Here is a 24048-nt window from a genome sequence, read left to right as displayed (position 1 = left end):
AATATAATGGTCCGAGTCAAAGTTTATATTCATTCAAATTAATAAATTAGAAACTCAACTAAAAACTCAACTCAAAAACTAACTCAAAAACTCAACTACAAAAACCAACTCAAAAACTCAACTCAAAAACCAACTAAAAACTCAACTCAAAAACCAACTCAAAAACTCAAAACTCTAATGTCATGAGGCTAAGAAAATTATTGAATTGCTCTCGGACAGCAATTTGCAGGAAAAAACATTTGAACATGTGGGGCGCTACAGTTCTTGTATACTAAAGGGGGAGTTAAATGATAGAGATTATGCAGGGTTTGCCGGGAAATGTCGTAGCAGTCAATGTGAGTGGAGAAGTAACTGGAGATGACTACAAAAATGTGTTAATTCCTGCTGTTGAGGAAAAAATCAAGATGTACGGTAAGGTTCGTATTCTTTATCACATGGATAAGGAACTTGAGTGGTTTACCCTTAATGCCATGCTGGAGGACGCCAAGGTTGGCATACTGAACATTACAGCCTTTGAAAAGATTGCAGTTGTTTCAGACGTGGACTGGATGGATGTCGCCGTTGAAATCATTAAGTTTATTGTTCCTTTTCCAGTGAGGACCTATAAGAATGAAGAGCTTCTTGAAGCAGAAACATGGATCAGTGAATAAAATCAGTGAATAAAATCAGTGAATAAAATCAGTGAATAAAATCAGTGAATAAAATCAGTGAATAAAATCAGTGAATAAAATCAGTGAATAAAATCAGTGAATAAAATCAGTGAATGAACCTTCATAAAAATGATAGGTTACAAATCAAGGCTCTTCGCTATTTTGAATGAGCAAATTTATAGCTACTTCTTTAATGATCTTTATTTTTGAACATTATTTTTGAGCACAGAACTTGCAGGCACTGCTTCTTTGAGAGTGATATATTCCCTCAAGTCCGATTTCAGAATCCTTTCAATCTCGCTCCAGCTACTGTCTCTGGTTTCGGTAAACATGTACCCGAAGTAGCCGCGTGTTTCATGATCCGCTTTTCTGAGTTCCAGAGGCTTTTCGAAGTCTGAAAGCAGTTTTTCGTAATCAAAAGCCTTTACATCCTTCAAATTGAGATCTTCAGGTTTGCTCAGCATGACAAGGCAGAAGCTTTTCCCTTCTTTGTCTGCAAGAATTTCATTCCAGTCCGGTTCAAGCTGTTCCAGAAAGTACCTGTAAGTGTTAATCCCATATGCAAAATATGCAATATCAGTAACGCACAGGCCGGCAAAGCGAATCGGGTTCAGTTCAATCGGCTGGATCCGCCTGTCCTGCGATATTCGAAGTTCCAGATGAAGGGGAAAATTCCTGAGCCCGGCCAGCTTTCCGATTTCCTTTAAAAGATCCTCAATTGCTTCCCTGTAGGTTTCTATAACCGTTTTCGAAGTAAAATACACCCTGTCACTGACATCGTCTTCCGAAGAAAAGATATGTTTGAAGATATCGAGGACTACCGGCTTTCCTTCACGGTTGAAATAAGCGTCAACCGCAAACTCTTCCCCTTCGATATTTCCCTCTATAATGAAATTCTCCACATTCAAAACTGGCGCCGGATAAAGCTTTTTGATCTCTTCAACCTCAGACTTTATGGACTTCAGGACCGAATCCCATTCCTCGTTGGTGGAAACCTTATGAACTCCAAGGCTGAAAAATCCCACAGCAGGCTTTATGATAAACGGTTTTTCGATTTCCTCAACCCGAATTTCGTCCAGTTCTTCAAATTTAACACTCTTAAAATATAATTCAGGATAGAGCCTTTTCAGTAGCTCTCTGAACTTAACTTTGTTCTTGAAAAGCTCGATTTTTTCAGGCAGCCCGGTAAAACCGAGATTTTCCGAAATCCAGCCAATTGAGTTTTCAGAATTGGAATATAGAGAAAATTCACCTTTTTCTTTTATTAATTCGATAAATTCAGCTTCCTCAAGAAGGTTTAGCCTTTTTTCAGTCTTCAGTCCGGCTGCCATTTCATTTTTTAAAACAGGAATCTGTAATTCAGCAGCAGTATTTTTTAGGAATTCGGAGACGTAGGGGTGGTCGAGGATTAACATTTTTCTAACCTTTTTTGTTATCTTTCAGTTTGAAACCTGAAGCCAGATAATGGAGAGGTTAGTAATATTTGTTGTGGAATATTTTATTGTGGGTCATAATGGAATCTGAGCGCAGTCAACCCAGTTATTTTCTAAAAACAGATTACAATGGATCATATTTTACTGAGAAGCATGGCTACAAATCTTTTGATCAATGAAAAAAGATATTCATTGTAATGGTTAACAACAACGGTAAGAACGATTCCAAATATTCCTATTCCTATTCTTTTGGGATCTAATATCCAGTTAAAGAATTGAGATAATTTATTAGGTTGAGGTATATATCCAGTTTCAGTACCTGAATAAGGTATTATTTTGAGCCGACAAATATTCATTTGTTTTGATGAATCTTCAATGATTTTCTGAAGAGGCCCTTCGATATTATTTGCGATTTCACTTAATTCGTTGCGACATTTCTCAAAAGCTCCTCTATAGCCTATAGTTCCCTGTTTTTTATACTTGTCAAGATTTTGTATGCATTCTTTCAATTTAGAAAGAGAATCAATAAAGAGTTCTCCTTTACTGTTTTTATTATAAGCACTTTTGGCAAGTGCCAGTTTTTCATCCCAATTTTTCAATTTATCTTCTAATTCAGGTGTTTTTTTCTGTTTTATAACTGCGAGCATGTAGTCGAGCATTTCCGAAAGACAGGACATTGAAATTGAACAGGCGTTACATAATTGATTATATTTTGGAGGGTCTTTGGATGCTTCAGCCGCCTTTTCATAAAATTGGGATGCATCCATTATACAATCAATGATTTTCGTAAATTTTTCAATTTCGTAAGATTCCTTGTTCCAAATTCTCTTAATTATATCTTTGTAAAAAGGAGCTTTAATTTCAAGCTTCCGAATTTTAGCTCTTCCTTTCAGCGTATATCCTTTGGTTAAAAAAGTGTATTTAAAGTTATCTCCTGCCTGCTTACCTGCTTCAATGTATTTATCTCCTGAAATTTCAGCGTATTCCCCACTTTTTTTATAATCTTTTAACTTATAATATTTATTCACAAATTCTTCATAAAGCAATGCCAAAGAAAGATGTTCCTTAACTTTATCTCCATTTTCCCTGAATAAGTTGGATACCATTTTCATTTCATTGATAGCTTCATTCTCTAAATTTTTAGAGAGTAGAAATAGACTATAAGCACCATGACTACTTGGTTTGTTGGAATCTAATTTTAGTGCTATTTTATACTGTTCCTCTGCCTTATCGAAGCGATCCATTTGTTTCAGGAGATTTCCGTAATTTAAGTGTGTGTTTACATGTTTTGGATCTAATTTTATTGCTATTTTATACTGTTCCTCTGCCTTATCGAGGCGATCCATATCATAAAGGAGAAGTCCGTAATTATAGTGTGTGCTCACATTATTGGGATCTGAGTCAAGAGCAAGTTTATACTGTTCCTCTGCCTTATCGAGGCGATCCATATCATAAAGGAGAAGTCCGTAATTATAGTGTGTGATCGCATTATTGGGATCTGAGTCAAGAGCAAGTTTATACTGTTCCTCTGCCTTATCGAAGCGATCCATATCATAAAGGAGAAGTCCGTAATTTGAGTGTGTGATCGCATTATTGGGATCTGAGTCAAGAGCAAGTTTATACTGTTCCTCTGCCTTATCGAAGCGATCCATTTGTTTCAGGAGATTTCCGTAATTTGAATGTGTGCTCGCATCATTGGGATCTGATTCTACAGAAAGTTTGTACTGTTCCTCTGCCTCATCGAGGCGATCCGTATCTGAAAGGAGAAGTCCGTAATTTGAGTGTGTGTTGACATGTTTGGGATCTGATTCAAGAGCAAGTTTATACTGTTCTTCTGCTTCTATAGGTAGATTCAAAAAGTAAGAAGCAGTTCCTGCATTATAATGAGCAGCTGCTTTTTCAGGTCCTGTTGATAAGCTTGCAGCTGTTTTTGCAAATATATATGCTAATTCATAAGCCTCTTCTGATCCACAATAAGTGCTCAACTCTAATAACTGATCGGAAGATATCGAATTTTTTGTTGAAAAGTTAATTGCAAGGTCAACTGCTTTGTTTAAATTTCCTTCTTCAGATTGCAGAGATTCAACTACAATTTTTCGCAGTTCTTCTACCACATCATCCATTTATTGACCTGCCTGAATGGAATTTCAACCCGAAAAATAGTTTTTAATTCATTGTTTTGAAACATATAAATAATTTTTTATATTGTACGAAAGATAACGATTTATAGAAATCTAACAAAGATCTGTTTTTGTGATATTATGAAAATCCTTCAAACTCTCTCCCGACTCTACATAAAAGACCTTAACTCAGCCCTCGAATTCTATGAAGAACTCCTCGGCTCTCCCGCAGCTATGCGCTTTAAAATCCCGCAAATCGGCCTTGAACTGGTTCAAGTAGGGAATATTTTGCTAATAGCCGGCTCGGATGAAGCTCTAAAACCCTTCAAAAGCACGCAGGCTACTTTTCTTGTCGATTCTCTTGACGAATTCAAGGCTTATCTGGAAGAAAAAGGTGCAGAAATTATACGGGGCCCAAATAAGGTCCCAACCGGCAGGAACATGACAGTAAAGCATCCCGACGGCGCGGTAATAGAATATGTGGAACATTCCAAAAATAGATGAAAATAAATAATTTAAACGTTATTTTTGAGCTTTTTCAATTAAATCGTTAATTATATCGTCTACAGTTTCTGATTTTCGTGCATTCAAAACTGAGCGAATAAACCATAAAGCTGAAATTATACCAGCAATATAAAATATTTTTTGCCATGTATCACCACTTACGATAAAATCATGAAAATCAGAAGTGACAAGTACTATTACAATAGTGGCAAATATAGCATAAGGAGTAGTCCAGCGACTCTTCTTCTCTAATCGTTTCAGGTGATTACTTAAACAAACTCTTAGAGTATCTTCATTTATACGTATATAAACACCTGGTACAAAGATAGTTTCTCTGGCACTGTAATCCACAGAAACATCATCTAATTTGTCTTTCGGACTTTTTTTATATTCGGGAATGTGATTCAGAACTCTCTACTCTCCCTCTTTTTATAAATCAGAATTTTTTTTATGCAAATGTTTTAATATTCCCGTCCAGCTTGAAGAAGGGATCTTTTTATCTACCAGTATTTTTGTTAATGCTAATTATATTTCTTTGAATTTTTTGAATATAAGGGTGGCCTGGTCCATAAACACTCTCCAGGATTTTGAGTGCGCGATTAAACATTTTGAGAGCTTCGTTATATCTTCTCATTTCCCTATAGAGAATAGCCATGTTGTTTAGAGTAATTGCAATATCAGGATGCTCTGGTCCGTAAATATTCTCCAGGATTTCTAGTGCACGATTAAACGTTTCAAGGGCCTGTTCATATCTTCCGGTTTCTTCGTAGAGAACAGCTATATTGTTTAGAGTATTTGCAACATCAGGATGTTCTGATCCGTAATCAGAATGCTCTGATCCGTAATCAGGATGTTCTGATCCGTAAACATTCTTCAGGATTTCTAGTGCACGATTAAACGTTTCAAGGGCCTGTTCATATCTTCCGGTTTCTCTGTAGAGAACAGCCATATTGTTTAGAGTATTTGCAACATCAGAATGTCCTGGCCCCAGCAATTTTTCACGGATATCAAGAGATTTGCTATACAGGTTCATTGCCTCTTCATATCTTCCCATATCTTTGTAGATTCCTGCTAGATTGTTAAACGCAGTCCCTACGTAAGATTGGTATGCTGCGTTTTCAGGATCTTTTTGGAGGAGTTTTTGCCTGATCTCAAGTGCTTTTTCGTACCTTTGTTTAGCCTCTTCAATGCGTCCCATATCAGAAAGTAAGGCACCTAAATTGTTGAGCGTCGTTCCTACGTAAGATTGATAAACTGCATTCTCGGGGTCTTTTTGGAGGAGTCTTTGCCTGATTTCAAGTGCTTTTTCGTACCTTTGTTTTGCCTCTTCAATGTACCCCATATCCGAAAGTAAGGTGCCTAAATTGTTGATTGCTATTGCTACATCTAACTGATAGGCTATGTTTTCAGGGTCTTGATTGAGGAGTTTTTGCCTAATTTCAAGTGCTTTTTCGTATCTTTGTTTCGCCTCTTCAATGCGCCCCATTTTTTGGAGGAGATTACCGTAATTAGATTGTGTGTTGACATGTTTTGGGTCTGCTTCCAGAGCAAGTTTATACTGTTCCTCCGCTTCATCGCGCCGTCCCATGGCTAAAAGGAGATTGCCGTAATTGGAGTGTGTGCTTGCATCATTTGGGTCTGCTTCCAGAGCAAGCTTATACTGTTTCTCTGCTTTTTCCAGGCGCCCCATTTTTTGGAAGAGATTACCGTAATTGGAGTGTGCGTTGACGTTTTTGGGGTCTGCTTCCAGAGCGAGTTTATACTGTTCCTCTGCTTCTTCCAGGCGTCCCATATCTGAAAGGAAATTTCCGTAATTGGAGTGTGTGTTGATATGTTTTGGGTCTGCTTCCAGAGCAAGTTTATACTGTTTTTCTGCCTCTTCAATGCGCCCCATATCTGAAAGGAGATTGCCGTAATTGGAGTGTGTATTGACATGTTTGGAGTCTGCTTTGAGAGCAAGTTTGTACTGTCCTTCTGCTTCATCGCGTCGCCCCATGGCTAAAAGAAGATTACCGTAATTGGAGTGTGTATTGACATGTTTGGGATCTGCTTTGAGAGCAAGCTTATACTGTTCTTCTGCTTCCGCAAGGCGCCCCGTATCTGAAAGGAGATTACCGTAATTGGAGTGTGTACTGATATGTTTTGGGTCTGTTTCCAGAGCAAGTTTATACTGTTTTTCTGCCTCTTCAAAGCGTCCCGTTTGTTTCAGGAGAATTCCATAATTTGAGTGTATGCTTGCATCATTTGAGTCTGCTTCCAGAGCAAGCTTATACTGTTCTTCTGCTTCCACAGGTAGGTTCAAAAAGTAAGAAGCAGTTCCCGCATTATAATGAGCAACTGCTTTTGAAGGTCCTGTTGATAAGCTTGCAGCGGTCTTTGCAAATATATATACTAATTCATAGGATCCTTCAGACCCACAAAGAGTGATCAGATCTAATAACTGGTCGAAAGAGATCGAATTTTTTGTTGAAAAGTTAATTGCAAGGTCAACTGCTTTGTTTAAATTTCCGTCTTCAGATTGCAGAGATTCAACTACGATTTTCCGCAGTTCTTCTACCATATCATTATCCATTTACTGGCCTACCTCAATGAACTTCAACCCAAAAAATAATTTTTAATTCATTGTTTTGAAACATATAAATAATTTTTTATATTGTGAGACAGATGACGATTTATAGATATAACAAAAATCGGTTTTTGTGATATAATTTACATTTCGACACCTGATGTAAAAATGAAACATAATTTATTTGGCATGAAAGTTCTTCCAAGTACATTCATTTCTTTGTGCCTGTGATTAGAAGAATTTCATATGCGTTTTTGGCATGAAAGTTCTTCCAAGTACTTTCATTTCTTTGTGCCTGTAATTAGAAGAATTTCATATGCGTTTTTAAGATAATATTCTTTTTCCTATCGTTTCCGACTTTTATATTAGCTTGACTTTATCACATTTCCTTTCCACGTTAACTATGAAGTATAATTTTTCCGTTATAAATATAGTTTCATGAAACAAATAACATCTAACTTCATCAAGTTAAATAATATTTCTGTAAAAAAATACATCTCAGATAAACATCTTGAATCCTGTTTTCAAACAAAAACTCGTTGTGTTGCTTTAACCTGCATTGATTACCTTTATGGTTTGATTCTCCTCTCTATAGGAAAAATATGAAAAAAATGGCAATTTATTGTTGTAAATGCTCTAACAGCCAATCACTAAGCCATTCCATCTCAACTTTTCCTTGGAGTCCTGCAGATCTTCTCAAATCTTTCTCAAATCTGTTCGAACAAATACCATTCAAACTATAGACAAAAATGAGGTTCAGGAAAAAGAAGTGAAGAAAGAAATATTTGATTTAAATATCTGATAAATATCTGATTTAAATATCTGATAAATATATGATTTCTTACTTAAAACAGCACTTTGTAATCTCTCCACTGAGATCTTCCCTGAGCATTTTGACAGCTTCGTCAAATTCATCGGTTTGACCGAGCACCCACATAAGTTTAACAAGGGCGGTTTCGGGCAGGGTATCTTCCCCTTCGATTGCTCCTGCTTTCAGCATATCACGGCCGGTATCATAGACGCGGTCACAGATTCTGCCATTAAGGCACTGGGACATAACTATAACAGGCATTTTTGCATCTGTTGCTTTCTGGATCCCGGGAATCCATTTTGTAGAAACATGCCCAAGCCCGGTACCTTCGAGAACCAGTCCTCTGTACCCGCTGTCGATGTAATGGTCAAGAATTTCGGGACTTGAACCGGGAGTGAATTTTACAAGGGCACATTTCGGTTCCATGCCTGATTTGAATTTGAGAGGTCTTTCTCCACGTTTAATATAGTCAATGAAAGTTTTTATTTCCCTTGTATCGTAATCCACGATTCCTATAGGTCGGGAATTTATTGACTTGAAGGCGTCTCTGCGGGAAGTATGCATTTTCCTGACTTTCGTTCCACGGTGGATCTCGCAGAAATCATCTGAGGTTGTTCCATGCATAACAACCGAAACTTCAGCAATATCACTAATAGCAACAAGAGCCGCACATATTGCATTCATGGCATTGTCGCTGCTCGGACGGTCTGCACTTCTCTGGGAACCTACAATAACGATGGGCACAGGCGTTTCAATCATAAAGGAAAGGGCTGCAGCCGTGTACATCATGGTATCTGTCCCGTGGGTTACGATTACCCCATCAGCACCTGCCTCGATTTCCTCTACGACAGCAAGGGCAAGATTTTGCCAGGACTCCGAATCCATGTTTTCCGAGAGAATGCTTGAGATTACCCTGCCTTTGAAATCAGCTATCTCTCTGAGTTCGGGGATAGCTGCAAGGATATCGTCAGCAGTGAACTGGGAAGTTACTGCACCTGTCCTGTAATCTATTTTGCTTGCAATCGTTCCGCCTGTGGAAAGAATAGCGACCTTTGGAAGCTTTTTTCCAGATTTCTGGACCTCTTCTCCTGCCGTTTTAGGTCCTTTTCCGCCGTTCCGGCCTCCGTTTTTGTTTTCTCCATTGTTTCCCAGAAGAGTTATCTTTACCTTATCCGTGGAAAAACCGGCATTGTAGCCGCTGTTCATTTTTATTGTAATATATCCTTCCATGGACGGCATCACTTTGCCTTCGTAGACAGTGCCGTTCTTTTCAATACGTACCCGGTCGCCCTGTTTGAATTCCATAAATAATCCCTTTTATGATAACTTATTTTAATGCTGTATAGATAATCGGTATTCCGGTATCATACAGACATTCCTGTATAATACCTGGCTACTTTTACAATATTATACATTTTGCATGATACTGGTAAGTCAAAGTAGTATTAATACTGAAATTAATACTGAAATTATACTGAAATTAATACTAATAAGTTTAAGAGGTCAATGTGATAGTGATATTAATACCGATATTAATTCTGAGACTAATACTGAGTTTAAGAGGTCAATGTAATATTAATACTGGGTATTAATACTTAGTTTATCGACATCAAGTATACTTCAGTATGGAGTTTGCTTCTTTATAACTCAAGTTTTCCTGTACTCATTAACGGTTGCAAGCAGATTTTCAAAAGCTGAGTCTGTAATATCTTTCAGGGTTGCAATTTCCTGCCTGTTAAGTTCAAGCTCGGTCTGCCTTTTCGAGAGGTAATTTCGCATTTCTTCGGGAGCTGGTCCGCCAGTGATTTTTCTTCTCTTTACGTTCGAAACCGGGCTCAGGGCTTCTTTTACCATTTTCTCTGTGAGCCCCCGGCTTGAAAGAGATTCGCCCAGCACAATTTCGGCTACGGAATCTATTTTTTCTAGAGTTGGTTTTTCCATTTCCCTTGCGAGCATCCCAACGATCTGGTGGGCAGTCCTGAAAGGAATTCCGGTTTCCCGGACAAAGGTATCCGCAAGTTCGGTAGCGGTTGTAAAACCTATAACTGACTGGGCAGCAAGCACTTCAGGGTGGACTTTCATAGTTTTTATCATCCCTTCCATAACCCTTACTGAAGCCCTTACCGTTTCTACAGACCGCCAGATATTTGGGGTTGCTTCCTGCAGGTCGCGGTTATAACTCAGGGGAAGCCCTTTGCAGATAGTAATCAGAGACATTAGTGCGCCCACTGCTACTCCTGTTTTCCCGCGCATAAGTTCGGCAGTGTCAGGATTTTTCTTCTGCGGCATGATTGAAGAAGTAGAAGCGTACATGTCGTCCAGTTCTATGAAATTGAATTCGGAAGTGGACCATATTACAAGTTCTTCGGCCATGCGGCTCAGGTTTATCATGATGTTTGTAAATCCTGAGGCGCATTCAATAAGAAAGTCTCTGGTGCTGACCGCGTCCATTGAATTTTCAAGCAAGCCGTCAAAGCCCAGAAGCTCCTGGGTCCTTTTCCTGTTCAGGTTAAATCCCGTGGAAGCAAAAGCAGCAGCCCCAAGCGGGCAGAGGTTTACCCTGGAGTAAGCGTCCTGAACCCTATCAAAGTCCCTGCCAAGAGCGGCTTCGTGGGCGCAGAGGTGATGAGCAAGCGTTGTCGGCTGGGCATGTTGCATGTGAGTAAAACCAGGCATGAGCGTCTCGGTATGTTTTTCCGCAAGGGTAAGAAGCGTTTGCCTCAGCTTATGGATTTCTTCAAGCAGCCCGGTCAGTTCTTCCCTGAGCACCAGCCTGATGCAGGTCGCAACCTCATCATTTCTGGAACGCCCAGAATGCATCCTGCCCCCAACGTCTTCCCCAACCATATCGATGAGTCTTGACTCAAGAGAGATATGGATGTCTTCATAGCTGAAATCGAGCTTTTCCATCCCTTCTTCCCGGATTTTCAAAAGCCCACTAAGGATTTTGCTGCAGTCCTCCCTATTTATGATGCCCTGCTCTTTTAGCATTACTGTATGGGCAAGGTCTACTGCTATGTCAGCATCAAAAATCCACCTGTCAGCTTCCATAGAGGAGGTATAACGTAAAATTTCCTCGTCCTGGGCAGCCTCCAGCCTGCCTCTGCGTAAAATATTGCTCATCGGTTTTCCTCTCTCTGATTTTTGTGATATGAGTAGGTGTGAGTGTAATTCCTGTTGATACGAATCTAATTTCTGTTAATGTCTGTGGCAATATATCTGTGAAACTAATCTGAGATTTAATATAAGGCTTATAAGATTTAATCTGAGATTTAATATGAGGCTTATAAGATTTAACCTGAGATTTAATATAAGACTTAAATGAAATACTTGATGCAAGATTTAAAGTAACATTTGTAGCGTGGTATTATTTCAAACGCTTAAATATGAATCGGTTTCGGGAAGTTATCCTTGTTTTTCTTTTAAGGCTAACTGTTCAGGTAGGCAACTGTTTTTTAGGTCTCCTCTTCAAATTGAATGGAAATTTCGTATCCTCTTCAAATTGAGTGGAAATCGCTCATCTTTCGCTCACCAAGCTTTTTTCTCTGATTAGTTGAGCCAGAGATTGCATCTCAAAAGCAGTACGTTTTTTCTTTTCCACATAAAAGCACATCTAAAATGGTTTCCCGGTCTTATTGGAAACTGTAAAATAAGCGGTATAATAAGGATTACAAAGAATCTGAGTATAATAATTGACACCATTGACTCTTGCACCTGTATCATCAATCTGCTGATAAGGCGTAACCTTAAGACCTTCCAGAAAAATCTCGGCTTTCTCCTGATGAAAGAAATCAATATCTTTTGTCAAGATTCGAGAAATAGTGGCTTTAAATATATGAACACCAATATTTTCCAGTGCATCGATTCCAAAGTATGTCCAAAATGAATTTTTTAAAAACCACTGAAAGCACAGAAGACACGGAAATAAGTAGTAAAGGCGTTTTTCTTCCGTGATTTCCGTGTTTTCCGTGGTTGTAATCTCCAGATCGAATCACTATGCGACAGGCTGCGTTTTCCATGGCTGTGTTTTCCGTGTTACAGAATTCCATGTGACTTTAAAATAATATTTGCGTCATAATCTGTATTTATTTTCTTATTGTGTGCATATTTGAGAATCGATATACTAGAAATTCATGTATTTTGAGTTCTGAAAAATTAGCAACATGATTAAGAGTGATCATAAGAGACTTGATCCCAGGACTAAATTCACCCTTTATACTTTCTGGAAGTTTACCGGAATATGTTTTGTGCTCAGAAGTAGAATAAAAAATCTCAATCATGTAGTTGGTGTTTACAGGCTTTATTGATACATCCTGAATTATTACATTTCTTCTTTACTTTTTGTTTTAATTCTTCTGCAATAGGCAACTTAATAAATTCTCTAACTCAAAACAAATATTTTGAGAAGTTTCCTGGGATTAGAGCCGATATGTATATATTTTAAGGAAATTACTTTGTCTGTTAAAACACAAAATTAAAAATATTTGCTAAGCAATTAAAAAAAATTACGTAAAAAATTTAAAAAGGTTTAAATAAGAAATTAATAAAGAGCTTAGTTAGAAATTATGAATAAGTCAGGTTAGAAATTATGAACGAATTAAGCGAGAAAAAAGGTAAGTGAAAAACGCTGATCTCAATGACAGACAAAGAAAGTATGAGGGAAAAGACTCTTAAAATAGAGAGGTTTGCAGGCTACCTTCTGCCAGTGGTTATATTTTCTCTGGCTTTGTGGACTCTGGATAAACAGGTACGCCATTTGCACTCGATGTATGTACTCAAAAGTATTACCAGCATTCCACTGAGCCATATAGAGCTTGCGTTCTTTTTAACCTTCTTGAGTTATCTTGCTTTAACAGGTTATGATTACCTGGCAGTTCGCCATATTAATAATCCTCTGCCTTATAAGCAGACTGCCAGGGCTTCTTTTATCAGTACGTCCATAAGTTATAGTGTTGGTTTTAATATCCTGACAGGAAGTTCCCTGAGATACAGGTTGTACTCAAGAAATGGGCTGAACCTGCGCCAGATCTGGGAAATTATTATTTTCTGCATACTCACTTTCTGGGTTGGGTTTTGCTTTGTCGGTGGTTTGCTTTTCACATTCTATCCTGTGAAACTGTCGGATTACGTGCCCGAGATCCCTATCCCGTTAAACCTTATTGGAATTCTTTTACTACTAAGTGTTGCTGTTTATTTCTTTTTCTCGTTCAGAAAATTGAATTTCATGACAAAAGGTTACCAGATCAGGATCCCTGAACCGAAAATAGCGTTCTTGCAGCTTGGCTTATCGTCAATAGATTACCTGCTTTCGGGAAGTATTATCTATTTCCTTTTGCCTTCAAATCCACATCTTACCCTGCTTCATGTCCTTGTGTTCTTTGCGCTGGCGCAGATTATAGGGCTGATAAGTACTGTCCCGGGTGGACTTGGGGTTTTTGAAACCCTTATGCTGTTTATGCTGGAACCGTATTTCGGTACGGTCGATATAATTAAACCGCTTCTCCTTTTCAGGACAATTTACTATTTCGTGCCTTTCCTTATTGGGCTGCTGGCCCTTATGTTCTATGAATATCAAGAAAGAGACGAATTTCTGAGGAAAATTGAAAAAGCTACGTATTCAAGCCTGTCCGAGCTAGCGCCTCAGGTCTTTTCGATTCTTGTTTTCCTTGGAGGAGTTTCCCTTCTTTTTTCCGGAGCTCTACCTTCAGATCCAAGGTACCTGCATGACCTCAATTACATTATTCCTCTTCCTTTAATCGAAGCCTCCAGGCTTTTTGGAAGCATTATGGGAGTATTACTTCTGCTCATGGCAAACGGCCTCTGGAAAAGAATTGACGGAGCCTATATTCTTTCTCTTTCCGTACTTTTGATGGGCGGAATATTTGCCCTCCTGAAAGGCTTTGATTACCATGAAGCTTCGATTCTTTTTATCCTGTTTTTATTTTTGCTTCCCTGCAGAAAATATTTTTACAGAAAATCCTCGCTTATGCATCAGTCTTTTAGCAGGAGTAATGTAATTGCAATAATCCTGGTCTTCGTAAGCTTTGTATGGCTTGGATTTTTTTCATACCATAATGTGGAATATTCAAACGAACTCTGGTGGCAGTTCGGGATCAATTCCCAGGCCTCCAGCTTTTTAAGGGCTACGGTTGGAGTTTTCATTCTGCTTCTTGTTCTTGGGATGGCAAAAATCCTGAGCCCCTTTTCCAGGGACATTCACATTCCAGGAGCAGATGAGATGGAGCTTGCAAAAAGAATTATTAATCAAAGTGAGGAAACGGCTGGAAACCTGGTATTTACCAGGGACAAATATCTGCTTTTTGATGATAATAAGCAGGCTTTTTTGATGTATGGAGTTTCCGGAAAGACCTGGGTTGCAATGGGAGATATCGTTGGAACCAGCAGCCAGGCAAAAGAGCTGATCTGGGACTTTTATGAAATGAGCAAGCTGCACCAGGGAAGGGCTGCTTTCTATGAGGTGAGCGAAAAATATATTCCGGTTTATCTTGACCTTGGCCTGACACTTATAAAAATCGGGGAAGAGGCGAAAGTTCCCCTTGAGGCTTTTACCCTGGAAGGAAGTGCAAGCAAAGATTTCCGTTATACTGTAAGGAATGTGGAGAAAAAAGGATACTGGTTTGAAATTGTCTCTAAAGAAGAGGTTCGGAGCCTTATGCCTGAACTCCGAAATATCTCGGATGCCTGGCTGGAAATGAAAGCAGGAAAAGAAAAGCGATTCTCAATTGGCTACTTTGAAGAGAAATACCTGAGTAATTTCCCTATTGCCCTTGTCAGGAACGAGTCCGAAATCGTTGCTTTTGCAAATATCTGGACAGGCGCGGATAATGAAGAAATCAGTGTTGACCTCATGCGCCACAAGCCCGACGCCCCTGACAGGACGATGGAATATCTTTTTGTCAAGCTCATGCTCTGGGGAAAAGAAGAAGGGTACAGGCGTTTTTCACTCGGGATGGCTCCACTGTCAGGGCTTGAAACGCGGCAATTCGCTCCGATGTGGCATAAAATCGGGTCTTTAATCTTTACCCACGGAGAACACTTTTATAACTATAAAGGACTTCGGGATTTTAAAGAGAAATTCAACCCTGTCTGGAGCCCAAAATATATTGCTCTTCCCAAAGGGCTAAAACAGGGCCTTGTGTTGAAAGATATTGCAGCCCTGATCTCAGGAGGAATGAAAGGAATTTTCTCAAAAGAAAATAAACGGACAGCAAGCCTCACAGGGCATCAGGCACCGGAAAAGCCATCCGAAGAACTCACCTGAGTCTTCTGCCGGTTGAATGACCGAATAGCTGAATAGTTCAACACTCTTTAAATCATTTTTTCAAATTTATCCAGCACTAAAAACATGAATTCCTTTGTGGCAGCCAGATATTTGCTCTGCCCGAGCATTTCCTCTTTTTTCTGAACAAACGGCCCATTTGCCATCACATCCCCAAACCGCTTGATCAAACTCAGAATTCTGTCTTCATTTACTTCAGGGTGAAATTGAAGTGCTACAACCCTGCCATTGTAGATAAACCCCTGATTCTTGCAGCCTTCACTTTCAAAAAGCTGAACTCCTGCGGGAAGGTCAAAAGTCCTGGAGTGCCAGTGAAAAACTGTTATCTTGTCCGGCAGCCCTTCAAGAAATTCCGGCTTATTCTCGCTTCCGGGCGCCTTTACAGGAAACCATCCCATTTCCATGTGCCTATTTTCATATACGTGGGCCCCAAGGATATCGGCAAGCAATTGTGCACCGAGGCAGATTCCCAGTACAGGTTTTCCTGCTTCGATTGCCTGCTTGATAAACGTTTTTTCATCTCTCAGCCAGGGATTTTCTTTATAGTCGTAAACTCCAATCGGGCCGCCCATGATGATAAGAAGGTCAAAAGTATCAAGTTCTGGAGAGCTTATCGTTTCGTAAAAACGGGTTGATTCAAGCCTGTAGTTTTTAGTTTTTGCGTACTCTTCAATGGTGCCGAGGGTATTTATGGAGGAATGCTGGAGAACGTGGATTTTCATAAGAGGTCATTTTTTGTTCTTTCATTTAAATAAATAGTTCAACACTTGTTTAAGCCTTAACTGAAATAGACCTGGATAGATCATACTTTATGCGAATCGGATGTTGTTTTACTCAGGCTGAATAATTGCAGAATAATGTTATTTTCTTAAAAATATTTGCGAAATGTCAGGTGAAATCCAGTACAGACTGCCAATGTGTATTTAACTGTTGGTAAAGTTGTGAGTTAATAAGGTCACTCAATAGTGTAAACTATTTATAGTCAATGCACAAATTAATACACAGTTAAACACTATAATCCAAATTTATAAGTAGAAACACCAACGGGCATGGAAAAGACTCAATTCAGACTTTATAACTATTGAGAGTACTGAAATCTCTGTGCTCTTATTCTTCTTAGTCTGCTTTTTCAGTGGTTTACCATTGGTTTGAGTTATATATCCGAATGAGAAATTAGACTCTACTGATTAACTGCATTTCTTAATGTTTAGTTTATGACTATCATTCTTGTTAATACCTAAATATTTACCATGTTTACGATAAATATGTAAGTTATAATATATTAATATTTAAACAAATATTTAATTAAAAAGACTTCAATATTCTAACTGTTTAATAGAAAATCTATTGTTGAATAATTTAAAGCGACGGTGTAATAAAAAATGAAATCGTTCAAGAGTGTAAACTACTTATTTTTATCACTGTTCTTACTTTTACTTCTTGGAAGTACAGCATTAGCAACAAATGTTGAGATTAACGGTCAAACACAAGATAAAGTTTCAGAGGGACAGGTAATAAATTATACACTAACAATAAATAATATTTCACCAGCTGCAGATTACATATCTTTTGACACAGATTTGGTTAAAATTGATAATTCTCATTTATATAATATCACAAATTTAAACGTTACAAGTGACTCCAACAAATTCGATTTCCCGGTTAATGAAAGCACAACAAAAATCGTTGTTAATATTAAAGGGCAAATTCCGCATATATCTGAAGAAAAACAGTATGATGGTGTAACACTCATTAAATATAAAAAAAATACGGGCTATGCTTATGATAGAATCACGCTTATAAATAGCAAAGGAGATCAGATCGAAAGCGTGGAAACACGCCCCTTCGAAATTTCACTTCCGGAAGTTGAATCATTCAGAGAACAAATAAATAAAATAGATGACCCTTTTTTCAAGACCTATCTGCAGGACCTTCACGACAAGGGACTTGTTACAGAGTCAAAAACACTTGCTGATCATTTGACTGAAGATGATGAATGGCCTTCATACTGGTGGCTTATTATAGGTGTGGGTGCGGGCCTAATAATCGGTATTATAATCGGTATAAGAATGAATAACAGCCGAGAGGTTATCGAATGACAGACATGGACGACTCAAGGCAATCTTTAAAATATCCTACTAATCTAACAATCATAGGTTTGGGAGGATGCGGAAAAAAACTTGCTCGTGAGATATGCGATTATGATTGGTTGCTCCACTACTACTCTAAGGGCAGAAACAAACTTAAAATTTATACAATGGATACGGACGCCAATGAATCTGAAATAGATGAGGAGCTGGCAACAAAAATCATGGCGAAAGTAAATAAGTTGGAGAGCGCGGGAAACATCGAATTTAAATCCTACTATCTGCCAGAACTTGCAAATGTTACAAATGTATCCGATTTAACCAGCTCTAAAGTTTCAGCGAGCATAAAGGGATTCCGCTCGATCAATACCTGGTGGTTGAATGATCCCGAAAATGGAGTTACCTTCCAGGGCCTGAAAGGTATTGATCCCTTCATCATGGACGACTTCGGGGGTGGTGTGCATCGCAGAAGGGCTGTCTCAAAAGCTATTCTGTATAAAGTTCTGAGTGAAGGGCAGTCGAATGGATTTCCAACATTTTCGACTACTGAAGCCACAGCTATTATAGTAGGGGTCGGGGGAGGTACTGGCTCAGGCATGTTCATAGATCTTGCAAGATATATCAAGAAAAAACAGGAAAATAAAATATATCTCTTTGCAGTGCTTCCAACAACAAAAGAAGGAAAAAAAGAACAGCTTAATGCTGCCATCTCTCTTACAGAGCTTGAATACTTAAATGTGTTTCGTGATGAGAACCTTTTCGATCATATAATATTTACAACTCTGGGTCCCACGGAATATGCCAACGGACAGCATGAGTTAGAAGCCGTAGGTGACTTTGATTCTGTCTTCCCGCAGATTCTCATTAACTTCTTCCATATAGAGAACAGTGATATTCACCTATGTGACACAAGAAAGCCCTATTCATCTTTTCTGTTTGCTGATTCGCATGTAATCGAATATCCCGTAGAAGAACTTAGGAAATTAAAGAAGCGGTACAGCCAGATTGTTGACGAACTCGGGGAGATTGTTGTTGCAAGGAAAAAAATAAACGAGGCTGTTGAAGGGCTCCTTATTAAGTTCAATATAAATGGAGAATCCGCTCCAACGACTGAAGTCTTTGGGTTCCTAAAAACCGAGTGTGAAAATATCATAAGAGTATGGACAAACGACATCGCAGAACGGCTCAGGTACCACAGCGTGGAAAATATAAAGACATTCATTGGCTATAATATTTCAGATATTCAATTTGATGAGATTGGAACATATAATGAACTGACGTCTTATATTTCACGAGCTAAGTATTCCACTCAAGGCGTTACGCCACCTGAACTCAAAGATGAAACCGATAAAAAATTATTCCGCTTGATTCCAGAAGCTCTCGAGACGCTCGAAAAAACTGCAAGTTTATTCAAACGGGTTGCAGTTGTTGAGAATGAAGAGTGCAGGTCTGTAATGATCAATATCCTGAAAGGAAAACTGGAAATCTCTCCTCTTCATGGAGCGCTGAACGCTAAGAGTCAGGAAATTCAAACTCTGAATACGAAGCTGAAGGTCAACAAGCAAGATATAGCTGAGTTAGATTCTGTTTCCACCGGAGTAGATGAAAACATCAATAATATCTTAAACGATATCGATAGTGACCTTGGGGTCTATGCGCAAACCAACAGGAATATCAAATACCTTCCTGATAAAGAACGAAAGTTGAAAGAAATATTAGATCAATATCTCGAAAAATTGAGCACCGGGAAAGTTGGAGGGAGAGATAAAAATAATTGGTTTTTATCTGCAGGCACTAAAAATATTAAAACAGAAATTGAGGCAGTCTCAAAAGATAATGAATATGATCTTGAAAACCTAAGTAAATTTATTGATGCTATCACTAATTATTATTTTTATAACTATATGTCCGAAGAAGTTGAAAAGTTCAGCTTTCGTAGGCTTATATTAGGGAACAAACAGGCACTGAAAAATAAATATAAACAAGAAGCTGGAAAAGCAGAAGATTATATCAATTTAAATAAAAAACAATGGGGTATTCGTCTCGATCCCCCCTTTACTATAGTCATACCGGATAATTTTTTGACTATAGATTTAATTAAAAAGAATGATGAACTTCGAGAACATATAAATAATTTTATATTTACTGATCTTAATAATAATATAAGCACTGAAAAACTAGATGAAATATTCATATCCGATGACAAGGCAAAAATCAGGAAATCTTTGCGAGAGTATCTGAGAGATCTCTATCTGGAAGATGCTAGCTACTTCAAAAAGAAGGAAGAGCTATCTGAATACAAAGAAGGTCTGGAGGGAGAACTCAAAGAAAAGAACCTTCAGCGGAATATGCTTGAAAAAGTCGATGTCTCCATGAACGAAACATATTCAACCCGGGCAGCTTTCGTTCGACATTATGATTCTTTCTATGAACATTTTGAGAACATCAATAAAAAAATAGATATTGCAACGACGAATGGCATATACAAAACTAAACTTGGAAGTGTTAACCCCCAGATACTGTCTCTTGTGGAAGACAAATCTGATATGGGCAACCTTGACATGGATACGAACGGAAAATCAGAGCTTGACAAACTCATAAACCTTGCAAGAGCCAAATATCAGAATTTATTTGACAGTAGAACACTTGGAGTAAATTATTTAAAAATTTCACTAACTGATACCGAAAGATGGACTTTTGATAAAGCTGCTTTAGTTGTATCATCCACCTCCGGATATGTACGTTCTGAACTCATGAAGAGCAAGATCGGCGTAGATATCAATCAGAGCCTGTCTTTGCAACACCCCAATGATTCCCTGTTTACTACTCACGGACATACGAAACCCTGGGAGATTGCTCTTACCTTTTTTGCCGCATCAAGTTTTCTTGACAATATTTACCCACTTGTAGCTGGAGGAGGGTACTGGGAAATTTATGCAAAGAATAAGGAAAATATCCTGCATCACGTCCTCAAACTTCAGGATGGAAAATACATAACTCGAAATGTTCTCTTAAGTCCAGAAGAAGCAGGAAATATTGCAAATAATGAAAGGATAGAGGAAATACCCCAGCAAATCAAGAACCTTTATGAAGTGAAGCCATTAAAGGAGGCCTTGAAACTTGAGAATAAGTAAAAAAGGTACAGTTTTAGGCCTGGACATCACTATAAATAATACAAATTTAGAAATTATTTTTGTTTTAGTTGGGTTTCTCCTATCTCTTATTTTTTTATATATGAGTAGGTCCTACTGGATAGCAGATACAAAATGGTACGTAAAACTCACTCTCAGTTTTCTCGTAGCATCTTTTATTTCCAGTGCAATTGGGATGATTCTTGAGCGAAACTCCATAATTGGAGGAATTTTCTTACTTTCAGTGTTCTTGCCATTTTTGTATGTCTTTTACGTAAGTGGATTTTTACTTGTTGACGGATTCATACTTGGAATGTTAGAAGGTGGATACCTAAGTTTTTATTCATATTTTAAAAATTCCTTTGACAGACTTGCGATGTATTTACGTCGGTTGATCATGGCCTTTTTTGTATTTACCTCATTATATCTAATCATTCGAGCTTTTACTACTATGAATGAGTCTTTTCAAGAAATCCCACAGAACGAAATTTCAAAATTTATATTTTTAATAGTAATTTTGTTTATATTTTTGTTCCTTTTGAAGGAGACCATTCACGGTATAAGGGCTTATGATGTATTTGTATATGGTCCATCAGGATCGGGAAAAACATTATTGCTGCTTGCGTTATATGATCAGTTCATAGCTTTTTTAGGAGGTGAAAGAAAAGAATTTATTGTATCGGAAAAAAACAAAGAAAGTTTAAAGATTGGAAATATGCTCGCTGCTCTGGAAAACGGAGAACTACCAAAAAGCAACCTCCGGACAGATCTTGCACTATATAAGTTATCAGGTAAAAAAGGATTTAAGCCTGTAAGAATGAAATTTATCGACTATGGGGGAGAACATACAAAAGATTTTGACTCAACTATATATCAGAAAACAATTGATGACCTTCACGACAGTTTCGGTACAGAAACTGTCGAACTGAATAATAAAATAGAAGATATGAGTTATGTAAAGGAATTGCAAAAATCTAATCCTGATAACTTTGCACAGTCTGTGGAGAAAGTTGTTTTTGCCCATATATATAAAAGTTTAGTAAATGCAGGTAAAATCATTTTCCTTGTGGATGGGGATTATATCGTTAATTTCCGTGATGGTGATGGTAAACATAATTTGACAAAACTTTTCGGTCAATACTCACATATCATCAGTACATTTGGGAATGAGAAATCGTATGCGATTGTAGTAACTAAGACTGATAAGTTCGAGGACCTCTCTCAGATTCTTGAAAACTCAAAAGAAGCGGAAGATATAGAACATAAAATATATAAAATGTTTTATGAAATTAACACATTCAAGGAAATTGTGAATAAATCCGAAAAAATACCGATTTACATGTACACCGTTAGTGTGGATGCAACCATGAAACCTCAGATTATGGGATATGGGGATGCAGAAACGCAACAAAAATGTCTAAAAATAAATCCCTGGAGGGTTGTTGAGATTGAAAAATTCAGCTTCTAATCCTCTTGAAGGAACTCCAAAGGATTTTGCTCCTTACGGGATATATAATTCAACGGGCCAGCTATTAAAAGGCAATATACTTTTTGGACAATACACTGAACTGGCAACGCAGCTTGATACAAAAAGGAGTGCTTTCTATTTAAAGTCAAAAGAATACGGAAACGAAGTAATTTTGGGATGTAGTTTGAGTGTAAAAACTGATAATGGAAGAGAAGAAAGAATTGTGTTCATTCAGGTCTACAAAAATTTACATTCCGAAAATAGAGTTAATTCTGATATTCAGTTATTAAAGCAATTTTCTGATATTCAGTCATTAAAGCAGTTATATGAAGGTGTCGAATCTGAGGTAGAGAGACTAGATTTGAAGAAATACAGGTTAGTAGGGCTTTGGGATGAAAAGGATTTTAGAAATATAAGAGAAATTCAGATAAATGATGATGTTTTAGAATACACAGCAGGTAAGATTCTTGCTGGCAGAAAAGTATCAGTTAAGGTCTCGGACCTCAGTAGTGGTCTTTCCTTAATTATTAGATTAATTGAAAGATTAAGGTATAGATATACGTTTAGTGTAGATGTTTCTCAGTATCCTTCGGAGACGGAAGTATCTATTAGTTTGATGAAACCGAACCCAGATTTTGAGATCGGAGAAAACGGAAAATACAGAAAATCTTCTGAATCAGAATTATGGGATTTTTATAAAGACCTGAGTAAAGAACCCTTAAAAGATAAAACTTCTCATTCAAAAGGAAGTCAAATTCAATCAGACTTTATAAGCCCTGTTGTAAATAAAATATTAAATGACTCGTTACATTATCGTAGTCCTTCTGATCTAGTTTTAAACGAATTTGAGGATAAAGAGAAAGTTGAAATATTTCAAGGGTTAGTCAAAAAACCTGCTGATATCAGTAATTCCATTATTAAAAAGGTTCTCTTAGATATATATAACAAAATTGAATCTCCAGAATGTAAAAAAGATCTTTATAAAGTATTAATCTCAAATAATGTATATATTGAAGGCCCAATTAAAGACCTTATAATAGGTATATACAAAGAACATGATGAAGACCTGTTTAATTTGCTCTTTAGTAATACCTCACTGGAGAAAGCATCTCAAAACAATTTAGGCGGCAGGCGGGCACAGAACTCTTTAAAAAATTCTAAGTACAAATCTTTTAAGGAAGAAATTAAAAAGGCACTAGAACTATTTGAATATTCAGACAAAATTAGCTTTTTAAAGTTCATTGCCGCTGAAGCGCCTCCAAAGCCAAAAGATGAAGGACGAATCCTTCTCGGGACTTTGATCGAAGATCTGGTTAGTATCAAAAAAAATGATTTTGTTTTAAAGCTAAGTGAAGAAGAAGCTGAAAATCTGGATCAAATTCAAGGTACAGACTACCTGAAAACAAAAAAAACACTAAAACAAGGGAAGAAAAGCAGGAATATCAGAATAATTTTTTATACTAGTGCTCTGGTTATAATCATCATAACTGCATCTTATTTTTATATCTATTTAGCCCCATCTTTATTTCTTTATTTAGAGAAGGCTTTTGATTACTTACTTTCCATTTTTTCATAATTTACAACGGGTTCCAGCCATACATTGCCCATGACCAAAGTATAGCTTAACTTTCTGCTGTTCGTGGAAAGTTTCACTCTCCCAGGCAAACCCGCAGAGTACCCGGCTGAAATAAACGTATTTATATTCCAGTGTGTAGTTATAAAGCTGATCAAGAATGAAGTCTGACACTATAATACGCAGTTTTCTAATAGCCATTTTAGTATCACTTATAGTATTAATTATAGAAGGAGCCTACTACGGACTACGTCTTGGGAATACTGATGTTCTCACTGCTGGTTTTGTCAATAACTATTCAGATTTAACCAGCCCCGTAAACATAATATTCCTTGCTATAATATTCGTCTTAACACTTGTGATGGCCTTAAGTAAAATATCTAAAAAAGAAAGGCCGTAAAAATA

Annotated in this window: 17 protein-coding genes and 1 pseudogene; 8 read left to right on the top strand and 10 right to left on the bottom strand. The window is 37.6% G+C overall.

Annotation, left to right across the window (positions count from 1 at the left end; genetic code table 11):
* The first annotated feature begins 287 nt into the window (after positions 1-287).
* Positions 288-650: an STAS/SEC14 domain-containing protein gene (locus tag MSKOL_RS13065; protein ID WP_048121550.1), complete on the top strand. Its 363-nt coding sequence runs from the start codon at positions 288-290 to the stop codon at positions 648-650.
* 200 nt (positions 651-850) lie between these two features.
* Here MSKOL_RS13065 and MSKOL_RS13060 read toward each other — a convergent pair whose 3' ends face one another.
* Together MSKOL_RS13060 and MSKOL_RS13055 are read right to left on the bottom strand one after the other, a co-directional pair.
* Positions 851-2065 (bottom strand): ATP-grasp domain-containing protein, encoded by a 1215-nt coding sequence (locus MSKOL_RS13060; RefSeq protein ID WP_048156906.1) that lies wholly within the window; start codon positions 2063-2065, stop codon positions 851-853.
* A gap of 152 nt (positions 2066-2217) precedes the next feature.
* Complete coding sequence (locus MSKOL_RS13055) at positions 2218-4206, bottom strand: tetratricopeptide repeat protein (RefSeq protein ID WP_048156903.1); 1989 nt, start codon at positions 4204-4206, stop codon at positions 2218-2220.
* A gap of 138 nt (positions 4207-4344) precedes the next feature.
* Here MSKOL_RS13055 and MSKOL_RS13050 point away from each other — a divergent pair, with 138 nt between their 5' ends.
* Positions 4345-4707 carry a VOC family protein gene (locus MSKOL_RS13050; RefSeq protein WP_048156900.1) on the top strand — a complete coding sequence of 121 codons (363 nt, stop codon included), beginning with the start codon at positions 4345-4347 and terminating at the stop codon, positions 4705-4707.
* 18 nt (positions 4708-4725) lie between these two features.
* On the opposite strand, the gene MSKOL_RS13045 is transcribed toward MSKOL_RS13050, so the two are convergent.
* Positions 4726-5058, bottom strand: a complete 333-nt coding sequence (locus MSKOL_RS13045) for a hypothetical protein (protein ID WP_048156897.1) — start codon at positions 5056-5058, stop codon at positions 4726-4728.
* 145 nt (positions 5059-5203) lie between these two features.
* A complete protein-coding gene (locus tag MSKOL_RS18850) occupies positions 5204-7279 on the bottom strand; it encodes a tetratricopeptide repeat protein (protein ID WP_052725480.1) in 2076 nt (691 codons plus the stop codon).
* A gap of 596 nt (positions 7280-7875) precedes the next feature.
* On the opposite strand from MSKOL_RS18850, the pseudogene MSKOL_RS20360 reads away from it, so the two are divergent.
* Positions 7876-8051, top strand: a pseudogene (locus MSKOL_RS20360) (IS701 family transposase); the annotation flags it as partial.
* A 63-nt stretch (positions 8052-8114) separates the two neighbouring features.
* On the opposite strand, the gene gatD reads toward MSKOL_RS20360, so the two are convergent.
* The 4 genes from gatD to MSKOL_RS20355 all read right to left on the bottom strand — a co-directional run bounded on the left by gatD (position 8115) and on the right by MSKOL_RS20355 (position 12133).
* A complete protein-coding gene (gene gatD / locus MSKOL_RS13035; protein ID WP_048156894.1) occupies positions 8115-9389 on the bottom strand; it encodes a Glu-tRNA(Gln) amidotransferase subunit GatD in 1275 nt (424 codons plus the stop codon).
* A gap of 342 nt (positions 9390-9731) precedes the next feature.
* On the bottom strand, positions 9732-11207 hold the full coding sequence (gene argH / locus MSKOL_RS13030) for an argininosuccinate lyase (RefSeq protein ID WP_048156892.1): 1476 nt from the start codon (positions 11205-11207) through the stop codon (positions 9732-9734).
* 490 nt (positions 11208-11697) lie between these two features.
* Positions 11698-11892 carry a hypothetical protein gene (locus tag MSKOL_RS13025; RefSeq protein ID WP_052725477.1) on the bottom strand — a complete coding sequence of 65 codons (195 nt, stop codon included), beginning with the start codon at positions 11890-11892 and terminating at the stop codon, positions 11698-11700.
* A 19-nt stretch (positions 11893-11911) separates the two neighbouring features.
* Positions 11912-12133: a hypothetical protein gene (locus tag MSKOL_RS20355; protein ID WP_156151091.1), complete on the bottom strand. Its 222-nt coding sequence runs from the start codon at positions 12131-12133 to the stop codon at positions 11912-11914.
* Between the two features lie 587 nt (positions 12134-12720).
* Here MSKOL_RS20355 and mprF point away from each other — a divergent pair.
* Positions 12721-15366 carry a bifunctional lysylphosphatidylglycerol flippase/synthetase MprF gene (gene mprF, locus MSKOL_RS13020; protein ID WP_048156887.1) on the top strand — a complete coding sequence of 882 codons (2646 nt, stop codon included), beginning with the start codon at positions 12721-12723 and terminating at the stop codon, positions 15364-15366.
* 47 nt (positions 15367-15413) lie between these two features.
* Here the strand turns inward: mprF and MSKOL_RS13015 are convergent, their stop codons facing one another.
* Positions 15414-16106, bottom strand: coding sequence for a type 1 glutamine amidotransferase (locus MSKOL_RS13015; RefSeq protein WP_048156884.1), 693 nt, complete (start codon positions 16104-16106; stop codon positions 15414-15416).
* Positions 16107-16766: 660 nt separating this feature from the next.
* Between MSKOL_RS13015 and MSKOL_RS13010 the strand changes: the two genes are divergently transcribed.
* From MSKOL_RS13010 to MSKOL_RS12995, 4 genes are read left to right on the top strand one after another with little or no spacing between them, the layout of a single operon-like run.
* Positions 16767-17483: a hypothetical protein gene (locus MSKOL_RS13010; RefSeq protein WP_048156880.1), complete on the top strand. Its 717-nt coding sequence runs from the start codon at positions 16767-16769 to the stop codon at positions 17481-17483.
* Positions 17480-20605 (top strand): tubulin-like doman-containing protein, encoded by a 3126-nt coding sequence (locus MSKOL_RS13005; RefSeq protein ID WP_052725475.1) that lies wholly within the window; start codon positions 17480-17482, stop codon positions 20603-20605. The genes MSKOL_RS13010 and MSKOL_RS13005 overlap by 4 nt, the downstream gene beginning before the upstream one ends.
* On the top strand, positions 20592-22070 hold the full coding sequence (locus tag MSKOL_RS13000) for a hypothetical protein (protein ID WP_048156877.1): 1479 nt from the start codon (positions 20592-20594) through the stop codon (positions 22068-22070). Before MSKOL_RS13005 ends, MSKOL_RS13000 begins: the two co-directional genes overlap by 14 nt.
* Entirely contained in the window at positions 22051-23646 is a 1596-nt protein-coding gene (locus MSKOL_RS12995) for a hypothetical protein (RefSeq protein WP_048156875.1), read from the top strand. Before MSKOL_RS13000 ends, MSKOL_RS12995 begins: the two co-directional genes overlap by 20 nt.
* Here MSKOL_RS12995 and MSKOL_RS20350 read toward each other — a convergent pair.
* On the bottom strand, positions 23641-23844 hold the full coding sequence (locus MSKOL_RS20350) for a hypothetical protein (protein ID WP_048156873.1): 204 nt from the start codon (positions 23842-23844) through the stop codon (positions 23641-23643). The two genes, MSKOL_RS12995 and MSKOL_RS20350, sit on opposite strands and share 6 nt — an antisense overlap.
* Positions 23845-24048 lie beyond the last annotated feature (204 nt).

This window comes from Methanosarcina sp. Kolksee (genome assembly GCF_000969945.1).
Lineage (GTDB): Archaea > Halobacteriota > Methanosarcinia > Methanosarcinales > Methanosarcinaceae > Methanosarcina > Methanosarcina vacuolata.
Note: the sequence above shows the minus strand (reverse complement) of the source record. Positions and strands in the feature narration are given on the sequence as shown.